This window comes from Streptomyces sp. NPDC104226 (assembly GCF_055584085.1).
The window spans coordinates 1,074,086-1,095,257 of record NZ_JBVJMS010000001.1 but is presented as its reverse complement, the minus strand read 5'-3'; the positions used below and the strand labels follow the sequence as shown (position 1 = coordinate 1,095,257).

The following is a 21,172-nucleotide window of genomic DNA, read 5'->3' as shown; positions in this document are numbered from 1 at the left end:
ACCCCGGCGCCCTCGAAGAGCGCGGTGGTGCCGACGCCTTCGAAGAGCGTGGTGGCGCCGGAGCCCCCCGCGGCCTCGACGCGGATCGAGCCGCCGAAGGCGACGCCCCCGCCGCTGATCTCGCAGGAGCCCGAACTCCCGCCGCCGCCCCCGCCGCCGACCCAGGCACCCCCGCCCCCGCCGCCGCCGACCCAGGCGCCCCCGCCGCCGCCCCCGCCGCCCGCTCCGGCCACCTCACTGGTCCAGCCCCCGCCCGTGGGGCCCGGAGACGACACCGACCAGGGTTCGGACGGAGGCCCGGCCGGTAACGGCAACCAGTAGTCCCGCCCGGCACGAAGACCTCCCCGAGGGCCGATGGCCCCCGGGGAGGTCTGGTGCACGCCGTGTCCCAGGCCCTGCGGACGCTGCTAGCGGACGCGGCCGTACATGTTCGGGTTGTACGCGCCGAAGCTGGAGACGCGGACCTGCTTGCCCGGGCGGGGTGCCTCGACGTACTTGCCGTCGCCGAGGTAGACGGCGACGTGGTGGATGCCCGAGGCGCCGCCGTTCGAGGTCCAGAAGACCAGGTCTCCGCGGCGCAGCTCGGAGCGGGAGATCGGGGTGGTGGCCCGGTACTGGTCGGAGGCCACGCGGGGGAGGGTGATGCCCGCGGAGCGGTACGCGGCCTGGACCAGGCCCGAGCAGTCCCAGCCGCGGGGGCCGTTGCCACCCCAGACGTACGGGTCGCCGAGGTGGCTGTTGGCGAAGGAGACGGCGCCCTCCGTGCCCTGGCGGATGGGCGTTCCGGAGGAGCCCGAGGAACCGGACGAGCCGGAGCCTGAGCCGCCGGCGAAGCGCTGGTACTTGTCCTTGTGCTGGGTCCAGCGCCACCAGCCGGTCGCGTCCTTGTACCAGTACTTCGAACCGTCCCAGCCGGCGTGCGCCGGCGCCGGCTCGGCGGACGCGGTGCCCACCCCGGTGCCCACGAGCAGCGTGGCGCCGACGGCCGCGACCACGGCGCCGCGCACGGTGCAGCGACGGCGGGTCGTCGCGGCCGTCGTGCCGCGCGCGCAGCCGTTGCAGTCACAACTGTCGGGTATCTCTTCGGTGAACTCGGGCGTGCGCATGCATGATTCCTTTTCCATCGGGGGTGTGGTCAACGCGCGTCGGCGGCAGGGCCGCGCGCCGTGTAGAAGGCCACGGTCAAGTCCTTGACCAGGGCCTTGCGTTCGTAGTCGTCCAGGCTCACGAGCCCGCGGTCCGACATCCGCTGAACGGTGTCGTCGACGGCGTCGAGCACGGAGGTGAGGACGGAGTCCCGGTGCCGGGCGTCGATCGAGGCGACCCGGCGGCGCTGCATCGCGGCGGCGACCTCGGGGGCGTACTCGACGTGCAGCGGCCGTGCGGAGAAGACCTCGACGCCGACGGCCTTGCACTCGGCGGCGAGCAGCCGGGTCAGCTCGTCGCCGACGGCCTCGGTGTCCCGCAGGGTTTCCCGTCCGTCCGGCTCCGGTCCGAAGGAGTCGGCGGGCATCCGGGAGAGCACCCGGGCGGTCGTGGACTCCACCTGTCCGCGCAGGTAGGTGGTGTGGTCGTCGACCGCCAGCAACGCGCGGGCGGTGTCCGCGACCCGCCATACGACGAGGACGACGGACCGCAGCGCGGTGCCCTCGGAGTCGACGACGCACAGCGGCTCGCTGCGCCAGTGGCGCAGCCGGACGTCGACGCGGGTGTGGCGGGGCAACGGGTTGGACCAGAGGAGGCCGGTACGCCGGATCGTGCCGCGGTAGCGGCCGAACAGGGTCAGCGACCAGGCCTGGCCGGTGCGGCCGCGCCGCAGTCCGCAGAGCACGGCGAGTGCGAGGAGTGCGCAGCACCCGACGACGGCCAGGGGCCAGGCCTCGGCGGGGGAGGAGGAGGGGCGGAGCTCCTCGAACCGTGCGAGGACGGCGGCGCCGCCCGCGGCGAGCGCGGCGGCGAACAGGGCCCACCAGCCGGAACAGGCCCGCGCGGGGTGTTCGGTGAGCTCGGGGTCGAGCGCGGCGGGCAGGGTCCGGCGGCGGTCCGGAGCCGTCGCGGACGGTGGGGCGGGCCGGGGTATCGCCGCTCGGGCGGGGGTCTGCCGAAGGGTGTCCGGGTCCGTCGGCGCGGAGCCGGACCGACGGGGTTCGCCCGGGGCGGCCGGGCCGTCGGGGCCCGCGGTGTTCGGGCCGCGGGAGCCGCTCGGTCCCTCGTCACGGAAGAGCGGCCCGAGGACGAGCGGATCCCGGTACGGACGCACCACCAGGCTCCCGCGCCCGGAGGCCGGACCGGAGCCGGGACCGGAGTCAGAGCCGGGACCGGAGTCAGAGCCGGGACAGGCATCGGTCAGAGGGGTGGATATGTGCCCGTGGGTCCGGGACCCGTCCCCCGCCCTTCCGGCCCCTCCCCTCGGTGTTCCGGCCGGTTCTCCGGTCGTCCTCGGCGCTTGCGACAAGCCACACCCCACACAGCCGTGGGCGTCAACGACCCCTTTCCTCGGGGTTCCTGACGCCAGCAAAGATGATCATGAACGGATCGATCTTCGCGAAATCGTACAAGTCGTCTATTCGGTGAAAGTCACGACAGGCCGGGACTTTCGTCCTTTTTCCCGGCAGGGTCGCGCGCACCGGCACGGACTGGCGAAGAGTGAGACCCTGAAGGTGTGGCCGAAAGGGGAGTGACCCCCCAGGTCGAATGGCCTGCCCGGACGGACACGAGCCTCGCGCTCAACCACATGGGCACCTTCGACTGGGACCTCGACAGCGGGCAGATGTTCCTGGACACCACCGCCCTCGAGGTCCTCGACCTGCGCCCCGAGGAGTTCACGGGCACCCCCGCCGGACTGCGGGCCCGCCTCGCGCCCGGCGAAGAGGCCCGGCTCGACGCGCGGGTCGCCCAGGCGCTGAAGGCCGGCCACAGCCACTACGGGGCCTACGTGCGCAGTCGCGACCGGAAAGGCGCCCCGGGCTGGATCCATGTCCAGGGCCGCATCCTGCGGGACCCGTACGGGCGCCCGTACAGGATCATCGGGATCCTCCGCGATGCCGTCCACGACCCCGGCGAGCCCGGCGCGGCCGGTGAGCGCGACGAGGGCCGGCGCCGCATGACCGGGGTCATCGAGCGGACCACGGCGATCCTGGCGCACGCCCGCACCGTCAACGACGTCACCGACGTCCTCAAGGACCCCGAGGCCCTCGGCCACCTCGGCGCGGTCAGCGTCATGCTCGGCGTGGTCGACGGCGGCCGCATCCACCTGGTCGCCGAGGGGCAGCTCGGGGCGTACGTACCGGAGACCGAGTACACGCGGATCGACGCGCCCCTGCCGCTGAGCGAGGCGGTACGGACCCTGCTCCCGGTCTACCTGGCCTCCCGCGAGGAGTTCCAGCGCCGCTACCCGGACCTGTGGCCGTACATCGAGCCGCTGGCCGTCCGCAGCGGGGTCTACCTGCCGCTGATCGCCCAGGGCCGGCCCGTCGGCGCGCTCGGACTGCTCTACACGCGGGAGGGCGGCTTCGACACCGAGGAGCGCAACGTGCTGATGGCCCTCGGCAGCGGCATCGCGCAGGGCCTCCAGCGGGCCATCCTCTTCGAGCAGGAGCACGACCTCGCCGAGGGCCTCCAGACGGCCATGCTGCCGCGCCGGATCCCGGAGGTGGCGGGCGCGCAGATAGCGGTGCGGTACCGGGCCGCCCGGATGGGGCGGGACATCGGCGGCGACTGGTACGACGTGGTCCCGCTCGGCGAGGGCCGGGTCGGCGTGATGATCGGCGACGTGGAGGGCCACGACACGGATGCGGCCGCCGTCATGGGCCAGCTGCGCATCGCGCTGCGCGCCTACATCGCCGAGGGCCACACGCCCGGCGCGGCCATGGCGCGGGCCGCGGCCTTCCTGAGGGACCTGGAGACGGAACGCTTCGCCACGTGCACGTACGCCGACATCGACCTCACCAGCGGCATGGCCCGGCTGGTCCGTGCCGGGCACCTCGACCCCGTGGTGCGGCGCGGCGACGGCAGCTGCCACCGGGTGCAGGTGGCGGGCGGCCTTCCGCTGGGCCTGCCGGTGCGCGAGCCGGGGGCGCCCCTCGCGGGTACCTCCGGATGCGGTCCGGGTGCGTCCGACGGCGACCCCGGTGCTTCCGGCGCCGCAGGTACGGGATACCCCGTCACCAGCCTCGAACTGCACCCCGGGGACACCCTGCTGCTGTGCACGGACGGCCTGACCGAACGGCCCGGCAGCGACCCCGACACGGGTGTGCGCGAGCTCATGGAGGCGGTCCGGGACGGGCCGGCGGACGTGGAGGAACTCGCCGACCTGCTGTGCGACCTGGTCGGGGACTCGGGCGGCGGGGACGACATGGCCCTGCTCCTGCTGCGCCGGCGCGGCACCCCGCTCCCGCGCGGCGGCGGCCCGCTGCGCCACCGCCTCGCCCCCGGGGACCCGGACGCCCCGGCGATGGCCCGCCACCTGATCCGGGCCGCCGCCGCGGCGTGGGGTGCGTGGGAGCAGGCCGACGAGATCGAGCTCGCGGCGGACGAGCTGATGACCAACGCGCTGGTCCACACGGACGGGGTCGGCAGGATCAGCATGCGGCTGACTCCGGAGGGCCGGATCCGGATCGAGGTGGAGGACACCAGCAGCGCGCTGCCCCGGCGCCGGGAAGCCGACGACTGGGCGGTGTCGGGGCGCGGCCTGATGCTGGTGGACCGGCTCGCGGATGCCTGGGGCGTGGAGCCCCGGGGCACCGGGAAGTGCGTGTGGTGCGAGTTCGCCGTCCAGCCTCCGGCTCCCGGGGACGGTACGGATCCCCTTCTCCCGTCCAGGAAGCCCGGCGCAGCGTAAGGGGTCGGCGGGTTACGGGGCCGGGTGAGGGCGGCCCGGGCCCTGCGCGGCCTTGGCGATCTGCATCGCCGTCAGCCCGCGCACGAAGCGGATCGCGAGGACGGAAGCCGCGAGCAGCAGCACACCGTACCCGGCGGCGGCCGTGGCCGCCGTCGCGAGCCCGGCCGCGTCGTCGGCGCGGCCGTGGAGGAAACCGAAGACGCGGTTGGCGAACAGCGCGGTGATCCACACCAGCCACCACCGGGTGATGGGGGCCGTCGAGACGGACGGGTGGGCTGCATCCGGCCCGTCATGTCCGTCCGGCACGTCCCGCCCGTCCGGCCCGTGCGGGCGGCTGGCGGCCCAGATCTCCTTGGCCGTCTTGTACGGGATGCGGAGGAAGGCGAAGGGCACGAACCAGCCGCCGACGGCCCAGGCCGCGGACTTGGTGACCGCGTCCCGGCCGAGGAGCAGGGCGTTGTGGTGGACGCGGTGGAACCAGGTGACGAACAGGGCCGCGGTGACGATCAGCAGGGGAATCTCCAGGAGGCCCGCCAGGGTCATCAGGGTGTCCGGCAGGGTGCCGCCGTCCTCGGTTCCCGCATCCGGGTAGCTCCCGTCGCGCAGGGCGGAGCCGAGGTACAGGCCGGTTCCGGTCAGGAGCAGGGCGTACAGGCCGCAGAGTGCGAGCAGGGCGGTCGTCGCCTTCGCGAGGCCCCCGGGCGGGCGCAGGGCGAGGGGCTCCGGGGCGAAGTCCGGCACCGGCTCGTCGACGGGCTGCGGTGAGCCGGTCGCGCTGAAAGACATGAGGTCGTACCCCCGGGAACAGGTGACATGCGGAGAAGGCCCGCCGGCCCGCCGCCATGTGGTCACGGTCGAAGATGTGGCGGGGCCAAGCTTTCAGACCGCACCTTTGGATGACTTGGATCGCCGGGACCTTCCCGGGGCCGGGGCCGGGGCCAGGACCGGGGGCGAGGCCGGTGCCGGGTGCGGGCGAATGGCTGATCGTCACCGGACTCGCGCTGTGTTCGTGTGCTCATATGCATGGGGCTGGCCGATCCTGCCTGGATGTCCCCCCTGCGCCCGCTGTTCCCCGTCGTGCTCCCGGCCCTGCTCGCCGTGCTGCTCGTGGCCCCGGCGCCCTCGCCGGCCCGGGCTTCCGGGCACGGTGAGGGCGAGGGGATCGAGACGGCCCGTACCGCCCGGCAGATCGCCCCCGGGGTGCGGCTGGAGTCGTACGACCGGCTCGAAGCCGACCGGTGGCTGCGCATCGACGAACTCGACGTGCAGTTGGCGGGTACGGGTACAGGCACGGGCGGCGCGGGTTCGGGTGTGCGCGTGGAGTACCTCGGCGGCCGCGGGCTCGCCACCGTCCCGGACTCCGCCGCCCGCCACCCCGCCGGGCCGGGCCGCCGCGTGGTCGCCGCGGTGAACGGCGACTTCTTCGACATCCGGGGTACGGGCGCCCCGCTCGGCCCCGGCATCGGCGCCGGACGGCTGCTGCACGCCGCTTCGCCCGGCGCAGGACAGGCCGTCGGATTCGGCGTCGGCGGGCCGGGCCGGGTGCTCCGCCTGGTCCTCGACGGGAGCGTCACCCTGCCCGGGGGCGCGGTCCGCCCGCTCGCCGGTTTCAACACCGCGCGGCCGCCCGCCGAGGGTTTCGCCGCCTACACCGCCGACTGGCCGGGGGACGCACTCCCCGCGTCCGGACCGGCGGTGGAGCTGCGGGACGGCCGGGTCGCGGCCGTGCGCGCGGCGGTACGCCGTCCCGCGCGCCGGGAGCGCCCCGCACCCGGAACCACCCTGCTCGTCGCGGCCGGCACGGCGGCGCCGGAACTCGCCGCCCTGCGCCGCGGGGACGCCGTCACCGTGGCGGCCCGGCCCGTGCCGGTCGGGGGCGGGCCGCTCCCGGCCAGCGCGGTCGGCGGCCGGGAGGCGCTCGTGGTGGCCGGGGTCCCGCAGAACCACGACGGCGAGCCGAACAACGCGGCCGCGCCGCGCACCGCCGTCGGCTTCTCCCGCGACGGCCGCCGGGCCCGCCTGGTCACCGTCGACGGCCGCCAGCGCGACAGCGGAGGCCTGACCCTGACGGCGCTCGGCCGGCTGATGCACCGACTCGGCGCCCACGAGGCCCTCAACCTGGACGGCGGCGGCTCCTCGACCCTGCTCGCGGCGCTGACCGGGGAGTCGGCCCTGACCGTGGAGAACTCCCCGTCCGACGGCCGCCGCCGCCCGGTCCCCAACGGCCTGGTCCTGACCGCCCCGGCCGGCCCCGGGCGCGCCACCGGCTACCGGATCGAGCCCGTCGGCGGCGCGGCGCGCGCCTTCCCCGGCCTGACCCGGACCCTCCGGGCCACCCCCTACGACGCCCAACTCGGCCCAGTGGCCGCGCAGTCGGCGTCTCCGGGATGGTCCCTCCCGGCGGGCCGGGGCCGGATCGATGCGGGCGGCGCCCTGCGTGCGTCGGGCCCCGGCCCGGTCGAGGTGCGGGCCGGCCTCGGCGCGGCGAGCGGGGCGCTCCGCCTCGACGTGCTCGGGGAGCCGACGCGGGTCCGGGCCGTGCCGGAGCGGATCGGGTTCGCGGAGGAAGGGGAGACCGCGCGCTTCGTCCTGACCGGGTACGACGCGCAGGGCGCCGCCGCGGTGGTCGAACCCCGGGACGCGGAGCTCGACTTCGACCGGTCCCGGTGGCAGGTGGCCGACGACGGGCACGGCGGTTTCACGGTGACCGCCCGGGTCCCGAAGGCGACGGGCGAGTTGCGCGCCACGGTGCGCGGGATGCAGGCCCGGCTGGCCCTCGGGGTGGGCCTGTCGGACGTGCGCCTCGCGGACCTGGAGGACGCCGCCCGCTGGACCGGTTCCGGCGCCGCGCCCGGGGAGGGCCGGCCCGGCCGGGGACTCGCCCTCGCACCGCCCGCCGGGGGGACCGCCGCCGCGACCCCGCCCCACCCCCTCCGGGTCCCCGAACTGGCACGCTCGCTGTCCCTCTGGGTGCACGGCGACGGTTCCGGGGCCCGGCCCGCGGTGGAACTCGCCGACGGCGAGGGGGCCGCCGTCACCCTGCGCGGGCCCGCCGTGGACTGGACCGGCTGGCGGCAGATCGACCTGCCGCTCCCGGCGATGGCGGAGCGCCCGTTCTCCGTGACCCGGCTCGCGGCCACCGCAGCCGCCCCCGCGGCCGCCCGCGGCAAGGCCCGTACCGGAGCCCCGGCCAAGGCTCCGGCCACGCCCGCCGCCCCGCGGCTGCTGCTGGACACCCTGGCGGCACGGACGCCGCCGACCGGAGTGGTCCGTGCGGCCGACGGCCCCGATCCGATCGTGGCCACGGCGGCCCGGGTGGACGCCCGGCCCTGGCGGTTCGCGGTCGCCCCCGCCGGTGCCCGGCCGGCCGCGGCCTCCGCCCGGACCGCGGCCGTCGACTTCGCCCTGACCGGCGCCGGCCGCCCGGCCTTCGTGCACCGGGGCGTACGGTTCCTGCCGCTCGGCTCCACGCGCCCCACCCTGGCCGGCGGCGGGCTGGAGCGGACCACGGCCCTGCGTGCGGCCCTCGCGACGGCCGCCCGGGAGCCGGGCACGGGTGCGCTGGCCGTCGTAGAGCCGTACGCACCGCAGGCCGTCGACCGCAAGGAGGCCGCCCTGCGCCTGCGCCTCCTGGCCGAGTTCCGCCGGGCCACCGGCAAGCGGGCCGTGGTCCTCACCGTCGGCGCCCCCCGCTTCGCGGCCGGCCGCACCGAGGGCGTGCTCACCGTGGCGGCCCCGCACACCGGCCGCACCGTGATCGGCGCCGACGCCTTCGCCGCAGGGGACTGGCTCTCCGTACTGCCGCCCGCGGGCAGGTGAACCCACGAACCCATGAACCCGCAAAGCCGCGAACCCGCGAAGCCGCCAACCGGTCAGGAACGGAGAAGCCCCGGCCGCCCACCCGCCCGTAGCGTGAAACCCATGGACATCAACCTCTCGCAGTGCTTCATCGCCGTCGACGACCACGACACGGCGATCCCCTTCTACCGGGACGTCCTCGGTCTCGAGGTCCGGGGCGACGTCGGCTACGAGGGCATGCGCTGGGTGACCCTCGGGTCCCCCGCGCAGCCCGACGTGGACATCGTCCTCGAACCGCCCGTCGCGAACCCGAACGCCTCGTCCGCCGACCGCGAGGCCATGACGGAACTGCTGGCCAAGGGCCTGCTGCGCGGCGTCATCTTCAGCACCGACGACTGCGACGCCACCTTCGAACGCATCCGGGCCGCCGGAGGCGAGGTGCTCCAGGAGCCGATCGACCAGCCGTACGGCGTCCGCGACTGCGCCTTCCGCGACCCGGCCGGCAACATGCTCCGGTTCCACCAGCCGCGCAAGCGCTGAGATCCACCGCCCCCGATACCTGGCGCCGCCCCCGGACGACACCGCCGATCGGGTAGACAGGGGAGCGTTGCCGCGACCGCGCAGGCGGCGCCGGCCCGACGGAACGGCGCCGGCCCAACAGTATGGAGACACGATGAGCAAGGTCACGAGGACGGGCGCGCAGTCACCCGAGCCGCACGCCGCCGACGTCCACGACCTGATCCGCGTACACGGTGCGCGGGTGAACAACCTCAAGGACGTCAGCGTCGAGATCCCCAAGCGGCGGCTCACGGTCTTCACCGGCGTGTCCGGCTCGGGCAAGAGCTCCCTGGTGTTCGACACGATCGCCGCCGAGTCGCAGCGGCTGATCAACGAGACCTACAGCACCTTCGTCCAGGGCTTCATGCCCACCCAGGCCCGGCCCGAGGCGGACGTCCTCGACGGACTGACCACCGTCATCACCGTCGACCAGCAGCGGATGGGAGCCGACCCCCGCTCGACGGTGGGCACCGCCACCGACGCGAACGCGATGCTGCGCATCCTCTTCAGCCGTCTCGGCACACCGCACATCGGCTCGGCCAAGGCCTTCTCCTTCAACGTGGCCTCGATCAGCGGGGCCGGCGCGGTCACCATCGAACGCGGCGGCGAGACCGTGAAGGAGAAGCGCAGCTTCAGCATCACCGGCGGCATGTGCCCGCGCTGCGAAGGCCGGGGCTCGGTCAACGACATCGACCTCACCGCGCTGTACGACGACACCAAGTCGCTGAGCGAGGGCGCCCTCACCATCCCCGGCTACACGATGGAGGGCTGGTACGGCCGCATCTTCAGCGGCTCCGGCTTCTTCGACATGGACAAGCCGATCCGCAAGTACACCAAGCGCGAGCTGAGCGACCTGCTCCACAAGGAGCCGACCAAGATCAAGGTCGAGGGGATCAACCTCACCTACGAGGGCATCATCCCCAAGCTCCAGAAGTCGATGCTGTCGAAGGACGTCGAGGCGCTGCAGCCGCACATCCGGGCGTTCGTGAAGCGCGCGGTGACCTTCAGCGTCTGCCCCGACTGCGCGGGCACCCGGCTCAACGAGGGCGCCCGGTCCTCGAAGATCAAGAAGATCAGCATCGCCGACGCCTGCGCGATGCAGATCAGCGACCTGGCGAAGTGGGTCCGCGACCTCGACGAGCCCTCGGTGGCCCCGCTCCTGGCCTCCCTGCGCCAGACCCTCGACTCGTTCGTCGAGATCGGCCTGGGCTACCTCTCCCTGGACCGGCCCTCGGGCACGCTGTCGGGCGGGGAGTCCCAGCGCGTCAAGATGATCCGCCACCTCGGCTCCTCGCTCACCGACGTCACCTACGTCTTCGACGAGCCCACCGTGGGCCTGCACCCCCACGACATCCAGCAGATGAACGCTCTCCTGCTGCGGCTGAGGGACAAGGGCAACACGGTGCTCGTCGTGGAGCACAAGCCGGAGACGATCGCCATCGCCGACCACGTCGTCGACCTCGGCCCCGGCGCGGGCCAGGGCGGCGGCACCATCTGCTTCGAGGGCACCGTCGAGGGGCTGCGGGCGGGCGACACCATCACGGGCCGGCACTTTGGCGACCGCGCGAGCCTCAAGAAGACGGTCCGCGAGCCGAACGGAAAGCTGGAGATCCGCGGAGCGAAGACGCACAACCTGCAGGGCGTCGACGTCGACGTACCGCTCGGGGTGCTCGTCGTGGTCACAGGCGTCGCCGGCTCCGGCAAGAGCTCGCTCGTCCACGGCTCGATCCCGGCGACCGAGGGCGTCATCTCGGTGGACCAGGGGGCGATCCGCGGTTCCCGGCGGAGCAACCCGGCGACGTACACCGGCCTGCTCGACCCGATCCGCAAGGCCTTCGCCAAGGCCAACGGCGTCAAGCCGGCCCTGTTCAGCGCCAACTCCGAGGGCGCCTGCCCCGGCTGCAACGGCGCGGGCGTCGTCTACACCGACCTGGCGATGATGGCCGGCGTCTCCACCGTCTGCGAGGAGTGCGAGGGCAAGCGCTTCCACGCCTCGGTCCTGGAACACCACCTCGGCGGCCGCGACATCAGCGAGGTCCTCGCGATGCCCGTCACCGAAGCCGCCGAGTTCTTCGGCGCCGGCGAGGCGCGCACCCCGGCCGCGCACCGCATCCTGGAGCGGATGGCGGACGTCGGTCTGGGCTACCTCAGCCTCGGACAGCCGCTCACCACGCTCTCCGGGGGCGAGCGCCAGCGGCTCAAGCTGGCCACACACATGGCGGACAAGGGCGGGGTCTACGTACTCGACGAGCCGACCGCGGGCCTGCACCTCGCCGACGTGGAGCAGCTCCTCGGCCTCCTCGACCGGCTCGTCGACTCGGGCAAGTCGGTGATCGTGGTCGAACACCACCAGGCGGTCATGGCGCACGCCGACTGGATCATCGACCTCGGCCCCGGAGCCGGCCACGACGGCGGCCGGATCGTCTTCGAGGGCACCCCCACCGCCCTGGTCGAAGGCCGCACCACCCTCACCGGCGAACACCTCGCCACCTACGTGGGCGCCTGAGAGGGCCTGGGCCGGGTGCTGCCCTAGAGCTGTACGAGGGTGACCTCGGTCGCCTTCACGCTGGTCCACACCGAGACGCCGTCGACGAGTCCCAGTTCGGCGGCGGCCTCGGGGGTGATCTCCGCGACCAGGTCGGGCGCCTGCTCCGAGCCGACGAGCACGCGCAGGCGGCTGCCGACCGAGGTGATCTCCCGTACGGTGCCGGGCCATACGTTACGAGGGCTGCCGCCCGGGCGGTCCCGGTGCACCGACACCGCCTCGGGACCGATGATGGCCAGGGCCCGCGCCCCCGCGGGCAGCGCCTCGGCCACCACCAGGCGGCCCCCGGCCGCGAGTTCCAGCCCGTCGGCCGAGGCCGTGCCGGGCCAGGCGTTGCGCCCCAGCATCCGGGCCACCCACGGGGAGCGCGGGTGCCGGGTCACCTCGGAGGGCGGAGCGTCCTGCAGGGTCCGCCCGTCGGAGAGTACGAGGACCCGGTCGGCCAGGGAGACCGCCTCGACGGGGTCGTGCGTGACGATGAGGCAGACCCCGCCGAAGCCGGCCAGGTGGGTGCGCAGGGTGTGCCGGACGTGGGCGCGGGTCGTCTGGTCCAGGGCGGCGAGCGGCTCGTCGAGCAGCAGCAGCCGGGGCCGGGCGGCCAGCGCGCGGGCCAGCGCCACCCGCTGGGCCTGCCCGCCGGACAACTGGGCGGGCTTGCGGTGGGCGAGGTGCCCGACGCCGAGCCGGTCCAGCCAGGCCTGCGCCTCGGCCCGGGCCGCGGCCCGGGGCACCCGGCGGGCGCGCAGCCCGTAGGAGGTGTTGGCGAGCGCGCTCAGGTGCGGGAACAGCGCCCCGTCCTGGGGGACCCAGGCGACCTGGCGCCGGTGCGGGGGCAGGTCGGTCACCTCGGCGTCGCCGAGCCGGAGCTCGGCGTGGGCGCGGGGGGTCAGGCCGAGCAGGGCGCGCAGCAGGGTGGTCTTGCCCGCGCCGTTCTCGCCGACGACGGCGATGGTGGTGCCGGGTTCGGCGTCGAGGGTGAGCTCGTTGAAGCCGGTCACGGTGGCGTGCAGCGGCCAGTGCCCGCCGTCGGCCGCGGCCCCGGGCGGTACGGGGCCCAGGGGCTCCGTACCGGCGGCCTCCTCGGCGACCACCGGCGCACCGGGGTCCTTGCGGGCGACGGGGGTGCCCGTCCACCGCCCGCGCAGGGCGATGAGTACGGCCATGGCGATCACGAGCAGCAGCAGGGACACCGAGGTGGCGGCCTCGGGCTGGTCCTGGAGCAGCAGGTAGACCTGGAGCGGCAGGGTCTGGGTGGTGCCCGGGAGGTTGCCCGCGAAGGTGATCGTGGCGCCGAACTCGCCGAGCGCCCGCGCCCAGGTCAGCGCGGCCCCGGCGATCAGGCCCGGGGCCACCATCGGCAGCGTCACGGTGAAGAACACGCGCAGCGGCGTGGAACCCAGGGAGGCCGCGGTCTCCTCGTAGCTCGGCTTGAGCCCGGCGAGGGCGCCCTCCAGGCTGATCACGAGGAAGGGCATCGCGACGAAGGTGGCCGCGACGACCGCACCGGAGGTGTGGAAGGGCAGCGTGACGCCGAAGGTGCCCTCCAGCCAGGGGCCGAGCAGCCCGCGCCGGCCGAAACCGAGCAGCAGGGCCACACCGCCGACCGTGGGCGGCAGCACCATGGGCAGCAGGACCAGCGAGCGCACCAGCGCCTTGCCCTTGAACTCGACGCGGGCCAGCATCCAGGCGAGCGGCACCCCGAGCAGGAGGGAGAAGCCGAGCGACCACAGGGACACGACCAGCGAGAGCCGCAGCGCTTCGACCACACCGGGGCTGGTGAGGTGCGCGCCGAGATCGCTCCAGTGGGTGCGGGTGAGGATGCCCAGGAGCGGCATCAGCAGGAACGCCACGGCGAGCAGCGCGGGGAGCGCCAGGGCCACGGGGGGCCGGGCGCGGCGGGTACGGAGTCTGCTCATGTGGGTTCCTGGCCGGGGACGTCGGGAAGCCGCCGGGGACGTCGGGACGCCCGGGCGGCGTGTGCAGCGTAGTGCGGGGGCGGCAAACGGAGAGGGACCGCCCGTCCCCCCGGACCGGGCGGTCCCCCTCCGTCATCGGACCCGCCAGGCCGTTACGGCTTCTGGAAGCCCGCGTCCTGGAGGATCTTCTGGGCCTCCGGGCTGGTCAGCCACGCCACGAACGCGGCCGCGGCCTCGGCGTTCTTGGAGCCCTTGAGCGAGGCGGCCGGGTAGGAGGCCACGGCGTTCTCGGCGTCCGGGATGTCCACGACGGCGACCTTGTCACCCGACTTGAGGGTGTCGGTCTTGTAGACGAGACCGGCGTCGGCCTCGCCCAGCTCGACCTTGCTCAGCACGGCGCGGACGTTGGGCTCCTGGGAGACCGGCTTCACCTCGATCTTCTGCGCGTCGAGGATCTGCTTGCTGTAGCGGCCGACCGGAACCTCGGGCGCGGCCAGTACGACCTTGATCTTGGTGTCGGCGAGGTCCTTCAGGGCGGCGACCTTGAACGGGTTGCCCTTGCCGGTGGCGATGACCAGACGGTTCTTGGCGATGATCGCCGGGTCGTTGGTCTCGGCCAGCAGACCCGTCATGGTCTTGGTGTCGGCGGTGACCAGCGCGTCGGCCGGGGCGCCCTGCTTGACCTGGGCGGCGAGCTCCTGCGAACCGGCGAAGGAGAAGGTCACCTTGGTGCCCGGGTGCGCCTTCTCGTACGCCGCACCGGCGGTCTTGAAGACGTCGGTGAGGGAAGAGGCGGCCAGGACCGTCAGGTTCGCGGCCTTGGGCTCGGCGGACGCGGAGGCGCTCGGGGAGGTGGCCGAGTCCTTCTTGTCGTCGCTGCTGCCGCAGGCGGCGAGCGCCGGGACGAGCAGGGCGGCGGAGAGGGCGAGCGCGGCGGTGCGGCGGTTCAGGGGCAGGATCGGGGACATGAGCTGGTGCTCCTCGGTCGGGTCGGCGGCCGGCCTGGTGCCGGATGCGCGCGGTGGTGACCCGCGCCGGTGACGGGCGGAGCGGGTGGGTACGCCTTGTACTGGGCGTTACTGAGCGGTACTGGGCGATGCTGAGCGGTGCTGGACTGGCGGTGCAGGGCGTCGCCGGGCGGGGTCAGGCGCGGTCGATGTGCACGCTGGTCGACTTCACGCGGGCGGTGGCCCGCATGCCGACCTGCAGCCCGAGCTCGTCGACGGCCTCCCGGGTGAGGAGGGAGACCAGGCGGTGGGGACCGGCCTGGATCTCGACCTGGGCGGCCACGTCGCCGAGTTTGACGGCGGTGACGATGCCCGGGAATGCGTTGCGCGCCGAGGTGTAGGTCTCGCCGTCCTCGGTGTGTGCCCCCTGCGCCACCTCGATGGAGAAGGCGGCCAGGGCGCGGCCGTCGATCAGCCGGCGACCGCCCTCGTCGCGGTGGGTCGCGACGCGGCCGGCGTCGGCCCAGCGGCGCGCGGTATCCGGGCTGACGCCCAGGAGACGGGCCGCCTGACCGATGGTGTAGGACTGCATGTGCCTCAAGGTAGGGGCACGTGTGCGGCATTTGCAATTCCATTGGGATGATATCCATGGCAGATACCAGTGCACTTGTCGAAACCGCCAAAAACGATTCCGCTTCCACGGCTCGGTCGGTTCGGTCCGGCTCGCTAGAGTCGGGGCATGGCTGAAGTGGAAACGGTGGGCTCGGGGTCGGCGCGGGTCGACGTGTGGATCTGGTCGGTCCGGCTGACGAAGACGCGGGCGATCGCCGCCACGGCGTGCCGGGCGGGACACGTGCGGGTCAACGGGGAGCGCGCGAAGCCGGCGCAGGCGGTGCGGGCCGGGGACGAGGTGCGCCTGTTCCATGCGGGGCGCGAGCGCATCGTGGTGGTCCGCCGCCCGGTGTCCAAGCGGGTCGGCGCTCCGGCCGCCGCGGAATGCCTGACCGACAACAGCCCGCCGCCGCCGACCCCGGTGGAGGCGGCGGTCGTAGGCATCCGCGACCGCGGCACGGGCCGCCCGACCAAGCGCGACCGCCGCGAGATCGAAACCCTTCGCGGCGGCCGGTAGGGGCCGGTGCCGGCGAACGGGGAGGGCGGGCCCCTGCGGGGCCGCCCCCTCGCTCCGCCGCGCGCCGGGCTCCGGAGCCGTCCGACGTGTTCGGCGGCCCGGAGCCGTTAGAATGCATCCGCTGGCCTTCGCCGCCCCAACCGGGAGCGGGCGGAGGCTTTTTTCATGCCTTCCGACACCTTCATCCCCTCCGGCACCTCCAACCCCCGTGCCTCCCGCCCCTCCGGCTACCGTGACCTGCTCCGCAACCGCGAGTTCGCCGGCCTGTACGCCGGCTTCGCGCTGACGGCCGCCGCGAGCACCCTGTCGGGATTCGCGCTCGGGACGCTGGTCGGCCGGCAGACCGGGTCCCCGTTCCTGACCGCCGTGAGCATGTACGGGGCCACGTTCGCGACGGTGCTCGGTGCGCTGACGCTGATGTCGGTCGCGGACGGGAACCGTCCGCGCCGCACCCTCGTCGTGCTCCAGTGCCTCGCGCTCGCGGGCGTGGCCGCGCAGGCGGTTCCGGGGCTGCCGCTCGCCGCCCGGTTCGGCCTGCTCCTCGTGCCGGGCTTCTTCCAGTCCCTGGGAACCGGCACCCGGATGGGGCTGCTCGCCGAGGTGGTGCCGAACTCCGCGTACGCACTGGCGCGTTCGCTGATGAACATCACCGCGGGCGGCACGGCCGTCCTCGGCTTCGCCCTCGGCGCGGTACTCCTGCGCCACCTGACCCCGTACGAGGTCTTCGCCACCGCGACGGCCCTCACCGGAGCCGGACTGGTCATCGTGGCGGCGACCGTCCGCGAGCACTCGGTCCGGCTGACCCGCCGCCCCGGACTGCGCCGGACCTGGGCCACGAACACCGTGCTCTTCTCCCACCCGGGCCGGCGTGCGCTGCTCCTGAACCTGTGGGTCCCCAACGGACTGGTCGTCGGCTGCGAAGCCCTGTTCATCTCCTACGCGCCCCGGCACGCCGGCTTCTTCCTGGCCGCCGGCTCGGCCGGCATGCTCCTCGGTGACCTGATCGTCGGGCGCCTGCTCACCGCCCGGCAGCGGGAACGCTCTGCCTTCGCCCTGCGACTGCTGCTCGCCGTCCCCTTCATGCTGTTCGCAGTCCACCCGCCCGTGCCGCTGGCGGCGGCCGCGGTGTTCATCGCCGGCGTGGGGTTCGCGGCCACGCTGCCGTTGCAGGAGCGGCTGTTGGAGCTGACGCCCGAACCGGTCCGTGGCCAGGTCCAGGGGGTGGAGTCGGCCGGCCGGATGACGTGGCAGGGCCTCGGGGCCGCGATCTCCGGCGGCCTCGCCCAGTACGTCGGCTCCGCCACGGCCATCACGGCCGTGGCGGCGTGCTCCGTGGCCGTCACCGTCCTCTCCCATCCCTTCGTGCTCCGCGCCGGGGCGGCGGAAAATTGCTGCAAGTGATTGCGGTGCTTGTCCCCACAAAGGGTTCATGAGGGTCGAAGCGGTGGGTCCCGTGGCGAGATTTCTCCTTCGCGGGGGGTTCACGCGCTGGTGACACATGGATAACCTCCCCGCAAAACCTTGCGGCAAGTTTTCAATGCCGCGGAGCTGCAGGGCTGTTGGGCCCCGCGTCGAGGAGCAGACCTTGAGATCACGTACGCGATCACTTCCCGGAAGACGGTCCACGGCCCTGGCCCTGGCCGCCGCGGGATGTCTGGCGGCCGCGCTGCCGGCCGCCGGAGCCTCCCTCGCCGAAGCGGCCCCTGCCGCCGTGACGGCCTCGGGCGACAACACGGCGACGGTCTTCTACTACACCAAGACCCGCAACTGGGCTGCCTACAACCTGCATTGGGCACCCGACGGCGGCAGTTGGACGACCGTGCCCGGCACCGGGATGGAAGCCGCCTGTACCGACTGGGTGAAGAAGACCGTCAGCCTCGGCGCGGCGGCCGGCCTCCAGGCGACCTTCAACAACGGCCAGGGGACCTGGGACAACAACGGGGGCAAGAACTACGCCCTCGGCACCGGGGTCATCACCGTCAAGGACGGGGTCGTGGCCCACAGCGACCCCTGCGCGGCGGACCCCGGCACCGGAACGGGAACCGGCGCGAGCGCCACCGTCTACTACGCGACGACCACGGTCGGCTGGTCGACCGTCAACCTGCACTGGGCCCCGACCGGCGGCTCCTGGACCACGGTCCCCGGCACCGGCATGGACCCGGCGTGCACGGGCTGGGTGAAGAAGACGGTCCCGCTCGGCTCGGCCGCCGGACTCGCCGCCACCTTCAACAACGGCAACGGCACCTGGGACAACAACAGCGGCAGGAACTACGCCCTCGGCACGGGCCTGTCCACGGTGAAGGACGCCAAGGTCACCGCGAACGCCGCCGACCCGTGCGCCGCCGTGGTCCCCGACACCACCGCGCCCACGGTGCCCACCGGCCTGCGGGCCGCCGCCACCGACGTGTCCACCGTCGTGACCTGGGACGCCGCCACGGACGACCGGGGAGTGACCGGCTACCAGGTCACCCGCTCCGGGGGCACCAAGGGGACCTCCGTCACCTCCGTCACCTCCACGGTCCTGACCGAATCGGCTCTGGAGGAGCGCACCGCCTACACCTACACCGTCCGGGCGGTGGACGCCGCGGGGAACCTCTCCGCCTCCTCCGCCGCGGCGGTCGCCACCACGGGTACCCGGCCGCCGGCCCCGGCCGGATCGGCCCCGCTGGGCGGAGACCCGCGCAAGGACCCGATCTACTTCGTGCTCACCGCCCGCTTCAACGACGGCGACAGTGCCAACAACCGGGGCGGCAGCCAGCACGTGAAGTCCGGGAACGCGGCCAACGACGACCCCATGTTCCGGGGGGACTTCAAGGGGCTGGTCGAGAAACTGGACTACGTCAAAGCCCTCGGCTTCTCCGCGATCTGGATCACCCCGGTCGTCCTGAACCGCTCCGACTACGACTACCACGGCTATCACGGCTACGACTTCTACAAGGTCGACCCCCGCCTGGAATCGGCTGGCGCCTCCTATCAGGACCTCATCAACGCCGCCCACGCCAAGGGCGTCAAGATCTACCAGGACGTGGTCTACAACCACAGTTCCCGCTGGGGTGCCAAGGGCCTGTTCACCCCGACCGTCTACGGCGTGCGCGACGCGCAGTGGTCCTGGTACTACGACGAGAAGCAGGCCGGCTTCGAGTACGACGGTCTCACCGTGGACCCCAAGAGCGGAAAGTCCTACTACAACGGCGACCTGTGGTCCACGGCCGAGCCGACCGGGAACACCTGCGTCAACTGGGGCACGGCCACGCAGTACAAGAGCGCCGAGGGATACACGATCTACAACTGCCAGTGGCCGAACCCGACCTCGGGGATGTTCCCCAAGGCCCTGTTCCACCAGTGCTGGATCGGCAACTGGGAGGGTGAGGACGCCCGTTCCTGCTGGATCCACGAGGACCTGGCGGACTTCAACACCGAGAACGCGACCGTGCAGAACTACCTCATCGGCGCCTACAACAAGTACATCGACATGGGCGTCGACGGCTTCCGCGTGGACACGGCCGTGCACATCCCCCGCGTCACCTGGAACCGGCGCTTCCTGCCCGCCATCCAGCAGCGCGTGGCCCAGCAGTTCGGCGCCCAGAAGGCCCAGGACTTCTACGTGTTCGGCGAGGTCGGCTCCTTCGTCAACGACAAGTGGAACCGCGGCTCGGCCAACCAGTCCGCCCAGTACTACACCTGGAAGGAGTCCGCGACGTACAGCGCGGACGACGCCACCGCTGCCGTCCAGCAGTACACGACCGACAACGACCCGGCCAAACAGCCGACCAGCGGCAACGCCTTCCTCAACGGAAACCTCTACCACGCCCCCGACCACAGCAAGTTTTCCGGCATGAACGTCATCGACATGCGCATGCACATGAACTTCGGGGACGCGAACAACGCCTTCCAGAACGGCAAGGACTCCGACGACAGCTACAACGACGCCACCTACAACGTCGTCTACGTCGACAGCCACGACTTCGGCCCCGGAAAGTCCTCCACCCGCTACGCCGGCGGCACCGACGCCTGGGCCGAGAACATGGCCCTGATGTGGACCTTCCGCGGCATCCCGACCCTGTACTACGGCTCCGAGACCGAGTTCCAGGCCGGCAAGCAGATCGACTGCGGCCCGACCTGCCCGCTCGCCGGCACCGGCCGCGCCTACTACGGGGACAAGATCGCGGGAACGGTCACCGCCTCCGGCTTCTCGAAGGTGGCCTCCGCCTCCGGCCCCGTGGCGGCCACCCTGGAATCCCCGCTCGTCAAGCACCTCCAACGGCTGAACGAGATCCGCCGCGCCGTGCCCGCGCTCCAGATGGGCCAGTACTCCACCGAGGGCGTCTCGGGCGGCATGGCCTTCAAGCGCCGCTACACCGACACCGCCGCCGGCGTGGACAGCTTCGCCCTGGTGGCCGTCACCGGGGCCGCCACGTACACGGGCATACCCAACGGCACGTACAAGGACGCGGTCACCGGCGACGTGAAGACCGTCACCGGCGGCACCCTGTCCGTCCCGGCCCCCGGAAAGGGCAACCTGCGGGTCTACGTCCTCGACCTGGGCGGCGGCAACGCGGCCCCCGGCAAGGTGGGCGCCGCCGGCCCCTACCTGAAGTGACCGGCGATCCCCTCCCGAAAGGGAGGGGATCCCCGCGGCGGCCGCCCGGCGGTCACCGGGCGGCCGGCCTCAGGCCGGCTTGCGCCACACGGAGACGTGCTTCGCGGAGTCCCCGGTGAACGGCGCCCCGTCCCAGCCCCCGACGCGGCGCTCCCGCTCGAGCCCGGCGATCCGTGCCATCAGGTCGAGCTCGGCCGGCCAGGCGTAGCGGTGCCGGGAGCTGTCGCGGCGGTAGCGGCCGTCGTCGCCGTGGCGGGTGAGGTGGTGCGAGACGAGGACCTGCTCGACGAGGTCGAAGGTGTCGAAGCCGAGGTGCTGCTCGGAGACGTCGAACGGCACCGCGACCTGGCCGGGCGGCAGGAACCGCAGCGGCGGCACGCCCAGCTCGATGACGAACCGGCCGCCGGGCGCCAGATGGCGTGCGGCGTTGCGGAAGCACTCGACCTGCTCGTCCTGGGTGAGCAGGTTCGTGATGGTGTTGTAGACGAGATAGACGAGGGCGAACTCGCCGGGAACGACGGTGGTGGCCATGTCCCCGATGACCACCGGGAGGGTCTCCTCGTCGATCTTGTTCCGCAGCACCGCCGCCATGTGCGCGGACAGTTCGATGCCCACGACCGGCACGCCGCGTTCCCGGAGCGGGACGCCCACGCGTCCGGTCCCGATGGCGAACTCCAGGGCCCGGCCGTCTCCGGCGAGCTCGGCGAGGAAGTCGAGGGTCGGTCCGAGGACGGCGGCCGAGGACATCCCGGTCTCCTCGGCGTCGTAGCGGTCGGCGGTCGCACGGGTCCACAGCTCACTGCTCGTCACGAGCGGCCACTTTGCCGGGCACCGGGGCG

14 protein-coding genes are annotated in these 21,172 nt (G+C 73.3%); 7 read left to right on the top strand and 7 right to left on the bottom strand.

The features are described from left to right. Positions 1-407 precede the first annotated feature (407 nt). Both ACZ60J_RS04780 and ACZ60J_RS04775 read right to left on the bottom strand, forming a co-directional pair. Positions 408-1,106: a C40 family peptidase gene (locus ACZ60J_RS04780; RefSeq protein WP_469678954.1), complete on the bottom strand. Its 699-nt coding sequence runs from the start codon at positions 1,104-1,106 to the stop codon at positions 408-410. A gap of 29 nt (positions 1,107-1,135) precedes the next feature. Continuing rightward, positions 1,136-2,260 (bottom strand): SPFH domain-containing protein, encoded by a 1,125-nt coding sequence (locus ACZ60J_RS04775; protein WP_469678953.1) that lies wholly within the window; start codon positions 2,258-2,260, stop codon positions 1,136-1,138. A 402-nt stretch (positions 2,261-2,662) separates the two neighbouring features. Between ACZ60J_RS04775 and ACZ60J_RS04770 the strand changes: the two genes are divergently transcribed. Beyond that, positions 2,663-4,840: a SpoIIE family protein phosphatase gene (locus ACZ60J_RS04770; RefSeq protein WP_469678952.1), complete on the top strand. Its 2,178-nt coding sequence runs from the start codon at positions 2,663-2,665 to the stop codon at positions 4,838-4,840. 12 nt (positions 4,841-4,852) lie between these two features. On the opposite strand, the gene ACZ60J_RS04765 is transcribed toward ACZ60J_RS04770, so the two are convergent. After that, entirely contained in the window at positions 4,853-5,626 is a 774-nt protein-coding gene (locus tag ACZ60J_RS04765) for a DUF4328 domain-containing protein (protein WP_469678951.1), read from the bottom strand. Between the two features lie 261 nt (positions 5,627-5,887). Here ACZ60J_RS04765 and ACZ60J_RS04760 point away from each other — a divergent pair, with 261 nt between their 5' ends. The 3 genes from ACZ60J_RS04760 (at position 5,888) to ACZ60J_RS04750 (ending at position 11,702) form a co-directional block, all read left to right on the top strand. Next, positions 5,888-8,659, top strand: a complete 2,772-nt coding sequence (locus tag ACZ60J_RS04760) for a phosphodiester glycosidase family protein (RefSeq protein WP_469678950.1) — start codon at positions 5,888-5,890, stop codon at positions 8,657-8,659. A 102-nt stretch (positions 8,660-8,761) separates the two neighbouring features. After that, positions 8,762-9,178, top strand: a complete 417-nt coding sequence (locus ACZ60J_RS04755) for a VOC family protein (protein ID WP_469678949.1) — start codon at positions 8,762-8,764, stop codon at positions 9,176-9,178. A gap of 133 nt (positions 9,179-9,311) precedes the next feature. After that, positions 9,312-11,702 (top strand): ATP-binding cassette domain-containing protein, encoded by a 2,391-nt coding sequence (locus ACZ60J_RS04750; RefSeq protein WP_469678948.1) that lies wholly within the window; start codon positions 9,312-9,314, stop codon positions 11,700-11,702. Between the two features lie 23 nt (positions 11,703-11,725). On the opposite strand, the gene ACZ60J_RS04745 is transcribed toward ACZ60J_RS04750, so the two are convergent. The 3 genes from ACZ60J_RS04745 to ACZ60J_RS04735 form a co-directional block, all read right to left on the bottom strand. Then, positions 11,726-13,657: an ABC transporter permease gene (locus tag ACZ60J_RS04745; RefSeq protein WP_469678947.1), complete on the bottom strand. Its 1,932-nt coding sequence runs from the start codon at positions 13,655-13,657 to the stop codon at positions 11,726-11,728. Between the two features lie 152 nt (positions 13,658-13,809). Beyond that, the gene (modA, locus tag ACZ60J_RS04740) at positions 13,810-14,625 is read right to left on the bottom strand and encodes a molybdate ABC transporter substrate-binding protein (protein WP_469678946.1); all 816 of its coding nucleotides are present in this window, start codon (positions 14,623-14,625) and stop codon (positions 13,810-13,812) included. A gap of 175 nt (positions 14,626-14,800) precedes the next feature. After that, complete coding sequence (locus tag ACZ60J_RS04735; RefSeq protein WP_274547382.1) at positions 14,801-15,196, bottom strand: TOBE domain-containing protein; 396 nt, start codon at positions 15,194-15,196, stop codon at positions 14,801-14,803. A gap of 147 nt (positions 15,197-15,343) precedes the next feature. Between ACZ60J_RS04735 and ACZ60J_RS04730 the strand changes: the two genes are divergently transcribed. The 3 genes from ACZ60J_RS04730 (at position 15,344) to ACZ60J_RS04720 (ending at position 20,333) form a co-directional block, all read left to right on the top strand. Next, a complete protein-coding gene (locus ACZ60J_RS04730) occupies positions 15,344-15,733 on the top strand; it encodes an RNA-binding S4 domain-containing protein (protein ID WP_469678945.1) in 390 nt (129 codons plus the stop codon). A 165-nt stretch (positions 15,734-15,898) separates the two neighbouring features. Beyond that, positions 15,899-17,134: an MFS transporter gene (locus tag ACZ60J_RS04725; protein WP_469678944.1), complete on the top strand. Its 1,236-nt coding sequence runs from the start codon at positions 15,899-15,901 to the stop codon at positions 17,132-17,134. 184 nt (positions 17,135-17,318) lie between these two features. Beyond that, positions 17,319-20,333 carry a carbohydrate binding domain-containing protein gene (locus ACZ60J_RS04720; RefSeq protein WP_469678943.1) on the top strand — a complete coding sequence of 1,005 codons (3,015 nt, stop codon included), beginning with the start codon at positions 17,319-17,321 and terminating at the stop codon, positions 20,331-20,333. Positions 20,334-20,402: 69 nt separating this feature from the next. Here the strand turns inward: ACZ60J_RS04720 and ACZ60J_RS04715 are convergent, their stop codons facing one another. Further along, on the bottom strand, positions 20,403-21,143 hold the full coding sequence (locus tag ACZ60J_RS04715; RefSeq protein ID WP_469678942.1) for a class I SAM-dependent DNA methyltransferase: 741 nt from the start codon (positions 21,141-21,143) through the stop codon (positions 20,403-20,405). Positions 21,144-21,172: the final 29 nt, after the last annotated feature.